6 protein-coding genes are annotated in these 6,741 nt (G+C 61.1%); 4 read left to right on the forward strand and 2 right to left on the reverse strand.

The annotated features are described in order from the left end of the window. Positions 1 to 200: 200 nt before the first annotated feature. On the reverse strand, positions 201 to 845 hold the full coding sequence (locus tag HDC37_RS15600; RefSeq protein WP_179561288.1) for a hypothetical protein: 645 nt from the start codon (positions 843 to 845) through the stop codon (positions 201 to 203). Between the two features lie 511 nt (positions 846 to 1,356). Between HDC37_RS15600 and HDC37_RS15605 the strand changes: the two genes are divergently transcribed. Then, the gene (locus HDC37_RS15605; RefSeq protein WP_179561289.1) at positions 1,357 to 1,806 is read left to right on the forward strand and encodes a hypothetical protein; all 450 of its coding nucleotides are present in this window, start codon (positions 1,357 to 1,359) and stop codon (positions 1,804 to 1,806) included. 9 nt (positions 1,807 to 1,815) lie between these two features. On the opposite strand, the gene HDC37_RS15610 is transcribed toward HDC37_RS15605, so the two are convergent. Continuing rightward, positions 1,816 to 2,385: a hypothetical protein gene (locus tag HDC37_RS15610; RefSeq protein ID WP_179561290.1), complete on the reverse strand. Its 570-nt coding sequence runs from the start codon at positions 2,383 to 2,385 to the stop codon at positions 1,816 to 1,818. A 2,236-nt stretch (positions 2,386 to 4,621) separates the two neighbouring features. Here HDC37_RS15610 and HDC37_RS15615 point away from each other — a divergent pair. The 3 genes from HDC37_RS15615 to HDC37_RS16945 form a co-directional block, all read left to right on the forward strand. Further along, on the forward strand, positions 4,622 to 5,038 hold the full coding sequence (locus tag HDC37_RS15615) for a peptidase inhibitor family I36 protein (protein ID WP_179561291.1): 417 nt from the start codon (positions 4,622 to 4,624) through the stop codon (positions 5,036 to 5,038). Positions 5,039 to 5,052: 14 nt separating this feature from the next. Continuing rightward, positions 5,053 to 5,895, forward strand: coding sequence for a hypothetical protein (locus tag HDC37_RS15620; RefSeq protein WP_179561292.1), 843 nt, complete (start codon positions 5,053 to 5,055; stop codon positions 5,893 to 5,895). A gap of 65 nt (positions 5,896 to 5,960) precedes the next feature. After that, the coding region (locus HDC37_RS16945) for a peptidoglycan-binding protein (protein WP_218869852.1) at positions 5,961 to 6,741 on the forward strand (781 nt) is incomplete at its 3' end.

The following is a 6,741-nucleotide window of genomic DNA, read 5'->3' on the forward strand; positions in this document are numbered from 1 at the left end:
GGTATCCGCGCTGTCGTCAGATTTCCGAGTGTGGCAGGGTTCTGAGATGCGTACGACTCTGGCTGCCGTGGTTATCGGGCTCGGTCTCGTGGTCACCGTCGCGGCTGGGGTCGCGCTGTACAACTACGGCATACTCGCCGATGAAACGAGAATCGACGGCGCGAACCCCATGCTCTGGGTTCTTTTCCTCACCGGTTTTCTCACCGCCTTGGTTGGGGCGGTCCGGGTTGCGATCGTCGCGGCGGAACGAAACGGCGCTCGCGCCCGCTAACCGCGAATAGCGCCGTCACGATCCAGGCGATCCCCGCCAGGACTGCCGCAAGCGCGAAAGGCACATGTGTGTAAGGGTCTCCGAACACGGGGTTGGCGAGCATGATGCCCATGGAGATGAACGACCCGACGGACAGGATGCCGACGCTCGTCCCATGTCGGGGATCGGACCGGGAGAAGAAGAGTCCGCTGCTGATGACCAGTGCGCCTGTCGCGAGCAGTATCAGCACAGCGCCCGGTATCGGGATGATCCATGCCAGATAGAACGGCCAACTCCAGTAGACGAGCCAGAGAGATCCGCCCGTTACGAGGGCCCACCAGCCGGTGCCGTCGAGCGGCACCATGCGAAGGAGCAGGAAGCCGACGAGGATGAGCAAGAACGCGACCCCTGTCATGGTGAAGTAGGTCGTCAACGGGACGGGGCTCATCGTATTGACAGAGAGGGACCCATAAAGATCGATCGTGAGAAGAACGGCCCCACCGATCAAGACGAGCACCGGCGGAATGACCGCAGATGACACCCTCCAAGTGCGCAGAAGGTCTTCGTTGCCGGACAAATCCCCTCGAATCTCCACGTCGGCCGAAAACGCAGTTCTGAACTCGAACGTACCTGAGCAATCGATTAGCTGATCTCGCGACGCGGGTGACCTGCGATCGCACGCCGACGGACCGTCCGTCTCGTATCCCTTGCCTTGCGCGACGCCCCCTGTCGCACTCGGGATCGCTCCGCCAGGCGCGGGGCCGTGAGGACGGAATTGCACTTAGAGAAGGCGCAGCTCGGTCCTGGCTTTTGGTGCCTCGCGAGGTAAATTCTCCAGATGACGCGGGCACCTTTGGCTGCTTTTCGGGCTGGCACTTGTAATGGTTAGGTCGACGCGCGCGGCATTAAAGCAGCGAAGGCTGTTGTCGTGGGTCCCCACCGCGATCGTGGCATTGCTTTGCCTCGGCGTGGTCGCAGCTGTCATTGCGATGCAGAATTCGTGGTGGACAGATCCTGGCCGACCAGCAAGTGAGGATCAACAGGCGTCAGACCGGATGTCGATATTCACCGACTCGGGGATGGACTACCTCACTAGACAAGGTCGTGTGCTTGTCCGCATCGGTGAGAACTCCCTTCCGGCCAGTCAGCTCGGCCTCGAGGCGGATGGCAGACAGTCATTTGAACCTCGAACACCGGTCGAAGCCGTGGTGCTCGGGCCGGACGGGTCGTTCAACGTGGATCTGGTTCGTTCCTTCACACTGGTCGCGAGCGGCAACCGCGTCACTTCGGTTGAGATCGTGCGCGAAGCCAACGGCGCGTGGTTGACCGTCCTGCCCAACCTCGAACGCGTGGCTTCATTCTGGGGATGGAGCGACTCCGATTTGGATCGGCTGCAGGATGACCTGACTGCAGCAGCCCCCGCGACAGGGGATGTCTATTCAGCCCGCCTCGCCTCCATCGAGCACAACGGTGCGCTCGTGACCGCGGAAATCCTCGTCGACGTGCCAGCGTCTGAGGTGACGGCGACCTTCATCGTGTCGCAGATTACGCCGTGAAGTCTCGCCCTATTCGAGAACGGTGGTAGCCGCCCACGCGACAAGGGCCAGAGTGAGGACGATCGCTGCACCGTTCCATCGTTGGATGTAGTTCGCGGGTTGATCGCCGGCCCGGGCGCACACGTTCTGGAGGACCGAAGCGGCGCGCTCAGGGTTTGCCTCGTGTCCCGGCGCGAGTGTCTCCATGCGTACGACATTCACGCCGCGAGAAACCCCTTGATTCGCTCGCATAGTGCCCACTGCTCCTCCGGGCGAAACGAGCAGAACGACCGGGCGGATGGAACGTCGTCCATGCGAGAGCCGCGGTACTCCAGTTCCCGAGACCGTGACTTCCGCGGAGGCGGTGAACGACACGGTGCGCAACGGGTTCATGATCGTGAATGAGCCCCTGCGATACGTCATGCGCGGATACGCCCACAGCAACCAAACCAGCCACAACACAAGGGCAGCCGGCGCGAGCACCGTCGAGACAGACACCCGTGCCGGCAGCGCCACCGTCAGCACGGCCAGAACACCAAACATCAGCGGAAGCACAATGTTCAGAACACCCGCTCCCGGCAATCGCATGTCCCAGTTCACATCTCGCCTCTCCGCCGCCGAGTTCCGACCCTATCCGGGTGAGTAGAAACGCGTACCGAATAGGGAACCTCAATCGCTCGGCGAAGCCCCATAGGTCACCCCATAGGTCAGGTGATCGGCAACGGCGCAGCTCTCCGCGTCGACCGACTTCTCGCATGACCCGTCCGACGAGGTTCGCACGGCTGGGGATCATCCGCCGCGCGTCTCAGATCACGAGCTGTCTCGTATCCCTTGCCTATTGCAACGCCTTTGTCACACGCAGGACCGCCTAGCGGGCCCGTCGACCCGCTCACGGTGAGTAGCGGTGAACGTGTCGCACCCGGCCGCGCGACAGAGCCAACGGCGACGTTCATTGCGTCAGAGACTGCCATTGAGCTTCTGGGTTGGACGGCAAATTGAATCACCCGGCCGCGACGAGCGGCGGGCGGTTCAAGCACTTCCGCGGCTCCGGTTGGTCCCGGAGCCTGCTCCCAGCAGCATCGCCAACCCCTTCTCTCGGAAGCCAGGGCTTAGACCACAACTACACCTCTGATTCCGAAGACCCGTCCATCCCTGGTCTGCTGGCTTGGAGTAGACCAGGGATGGAGACCCCTCTGTGGACCTTCCGCGAGCCGCGCGTTTGCCCGAAGGTTCGCGACGACGGTCGTGCTACACCTCGCTCAATATCTGACCAAATACGCCTGCTATCGCTGGATCGATGTGAGGGTCTGGAAGAAATGTGACGATCGGTTCGTACCACCGAACGACGCTGTAAGAATTTAGCCTGGCGAGGGCCATCACGTCCTCAGCCTCGAGCTTTTCGCCAGCGATGATTGACGTCAGAGCAGAGCGCGCATTTGCCATTCGAACTGTGAATATTGCGTCCACACGCACAACATCCGTCGCCGCAGTCCAGGATCGCAGGGGCTCGCCCGGCCGCGTGTTGGGCGATTCCTTGTACATCGACTCTTCCATCTCGAAGGCTCTCAACAATTATCCTGGCCAATTCCCGTAACGCCTCCGATAGTCACTTCGACCTGGTAGGTCTCTCGCCCCGGGTCAGCTAGACCATATTAAGTCGACGTGTTCACGAATCCTCCGCTGCTCGAAGTGACCGTTCCATGCCCCTCGGAGTTTGAGTCGCTGCCACCGCCAACGTAATTCCACGTGGACACGGACGTCATGAACCATTGCGTACCCGGCTTAAAGCCGGAACCAGTCGCGGTCCACGCCGTACTGCCATCTGGGTTACATGACGCGAATACGTAGACCTCTGCGGCTGCTGCGGCTTCGGGCTCGGCGGCCATCGCCCCGGGGGCGCTACCAACCCCGATAGCCGCTCCGGTGAGCAGTCCAAGGCTAGCGATCGCGGCGGCCAGTCGGGCCGGGGCATGCTTCGTGGGATTTACGGATGTCATTGGCGTCACCACCCGCAATCCTGAAAGTTGATGATGTCATAGACTCCGGGCGTTTCATATGTGACGCCATTCCTAACAAGTGTGCCGTAGCTGGTCGCGACCCAGTTGGTCTGATTCGAGTTTTCACACGCGTACGACGTGCCGTGATTCGCGCTTGCCGTGTTATTCTGTCCTGCGCAACCATCATCAAGCTCGCCGTCGGATACCGCTAGCACTGTGAGAGAGCTGTAATCTTCTGCCGAGTCAGGCTCAGCTCCCGGTGCATCCGCCCTCTGCGAACCGCGGCCCGGCGCTCGCCAAAGCCAACAATCGTCACCCAGCTTGCGTCTCCACGCCTCGTTATCGCTGTGATGATGCGCAGGATGGTCCTTAGTCACGGCGACGCCTTGGCTAACCCGGTCGATGGCGGAGCAGCTCCTCGCGTCGACTGACTCCCGGAGGACCCGTCCGAGGCGGCTCGCACGGCGGGGCTTCATCCGCCCGCGCGTCTCGGCTCACGACCTGTTTCCTATCCCTTGGCTTACGACACGGCCCCTGTCGCACTCGGGATCTCACCGAAGCGGGGGTCTAACCTCGCGCGAAGGCCTCGGCGTCAGAAGATCAGCGGCATGAGGCCTGCCCCAAAATGGGGAACCGTCGTCGCGACGATACGCGTGGCGTGAGTGCCTTTTGTCCCCCAGATGGCCTACATCGCAAAATCGCTCCGGCGTGTAATGTTCGAACCCCAAGAGCGAAACGTCCGGGTCGATGCCAGCGACGGGCCAGCAAACTTGTCGCTTTATCTTCTTTCGCCGAGTTGTCTCGATTGTGCTGTGCTTTTTCAATGGTGAGGAAGACTCATGAAAGCCAAAGAACGTTTGATCCCCTTGCGCCAGCGAGCAACGGGGGGTAGGAGTCGGCTGCGCGCGGCGATAGGCCTTGCGCTTGTCGTCGGAGCGACTTCTGCGATCGCTGTGGCCCCACCGGCGTCCGCGAGCATCGCTCAGTGCTCGTCGAATCGAGCCTGCGGATGGTTCGACCCGAACTATGCCAGCAACTTCGGAGCGTGGACGTCTGCTCAGTGGTCCATGCCGGGGGGCGTCATCTACTGGCCGAACAACATCAGCTCGACCTTTAACAAGCGCACCCACAACATCACATGGTTTATGGATGTCGGATACGCGGGCGGGTCCATGTTCTATCCGCCGACCGCTGGTGGCTACTACTCCTGGCCGCACATGGCGGAGAACAATATCGAGTCCCTGCGTTTCTACTGAGGTCTTCGCGCGGTATGCGTTACAAAACGGCACCTATTGCTGTCGCGGCCATCACCGTGACGCTTCTGCTGGTCACTGGATGTGGAAGCGCTCCGACGCGCAATCACAGTGATGCACGAGCGCAGCTCGATGTCGATTCGGGACAGATCGACCTTCCGCTGGAGGCGTATGCCATGTCGGAGCAGGAGATTACTCTGGTGTCCGAGGCCAACGCGCTCCTTGTGGCGCGATGCATGGACGCAAGCGGTCGAGAGTTCCCGCGTGCCTTCCAGGATTGGGAAAGCGCCAGCGTTTTTCCGGATCGCCGTTACGGCTTGTGGGTGATGGCCGAGGCGGAAGCGAACGGGTACGAGGTCCCACCGCCCGCCGACGCTGAACGAGTGTCCGCCATGGAGGAGCAATTTGATGACGATTGGTGGGAGTCGGTTGATCGCTGCTTCGCGGACACTGAGCTGTTGCCTCTGATGGGTGTTAACACCGATCCGTTGGTGACGTCGCCGGTCGACGAGGGGATGCGCGAATCCTTCGAGTCACTGCTTACTGCCCAAACGTTCACAGATGCGCGTAATGACTGGCGCGCCTGTGTCGAAGCAGAGGGTGTTTCGTGGGACCCAGATGCGACGGTACTTGTACCTCAGGTACCAGCGCCGGGTGAAGAGCACATCAGGGTTGCCACTATTGACGTGTCGTGCAAGCAGAACCTCAACACAGTACAGAGGCTCGCCGACTTCGAGACGCGGCAACAGCTAGCGTTTATCGATCAGCGCGAGGCTGAATTGAGAGAGTACCGGGCGGCCGTGGACGAGGTTCTAGCGAAGGCCCGCAGTGTTATCGCTGAGGGTGGAGCCAGCTCATAGCCACTCAGATGAAGCGGTTTGCTCACCCTTGGCGGGCCCTGGGGTTCGCACTCATAGTTGTTTTGGTGGGGATCGCGGCTTTCGCCGTTGGCTTAGTGGTTCGGTCTCCGGATGCCTCGATCCTCGAAGCTCGTGACGAGCGCATCGCGGTGTACTCAACAGTCGAGATGCGCTCCGTTACGGACGCCATCCGCATCCAGGGGGAGACCGTTGGATCATCACAGGAGAACATCTTTGCTGCCCCCCCGGAGAATGCGGCCTTCGCTGTCGTGACGTCGGCTCCCGTCGTTCCTGGCTCAGAACTGCGGAGCGGCCAATTGTTGGCTAGTGTCTCCGACCGGCCAATCTTTGTCGTTTTCCTCAACGTTCCGCTCTTCCGGGATCTCCGGCTGAACGATGTGGGGACTGATGTCCGTGCTCTTCAGGAGGCACTAGGACTATCCGCGGACGGGAAAGTTGGGGCAGATACGATGCGGGCGGTTCGGCAGCTCTATGTCGCAGCAGGCTTCGCGCCACCCGGCGGAGATTCGCCCTTCATCAAGATGAGCGAGTTCCAGTCATTGAGGCCGGGCCCGACGGTTTTGCAACGTGTTGCGAGTGTTGGGACGGTCCTTTATCCGGATGTACCACTCGCGACCGTTGCGAGTGGTGCACCCTTCGTGCAGGTGCGCGCGACAGTTACGGAGGCCGATCAGATTGCGGCCGGTGCTTCTGTGACGATCCAGACCACGGGTTCCTCGCCCATTTCAGGTGGGCCGCCCCCTTCATTCGGTCCGGTCGCTGTGCGAGTCGTCGGTTTCCAGTTGATGGGTGCATTGCCGAGCGTAGTCGACCGGTGCGAGGTAT

This window comes from Microbacterium sp. AK009, assembly GCF_013410955.1.
In the GTDB taxonomy this organism is placed as follows: Bacteria; Actinomycetota; Actinomycetes; order Actinomycetales; family Microbacteriaceae; genus Microbacterium.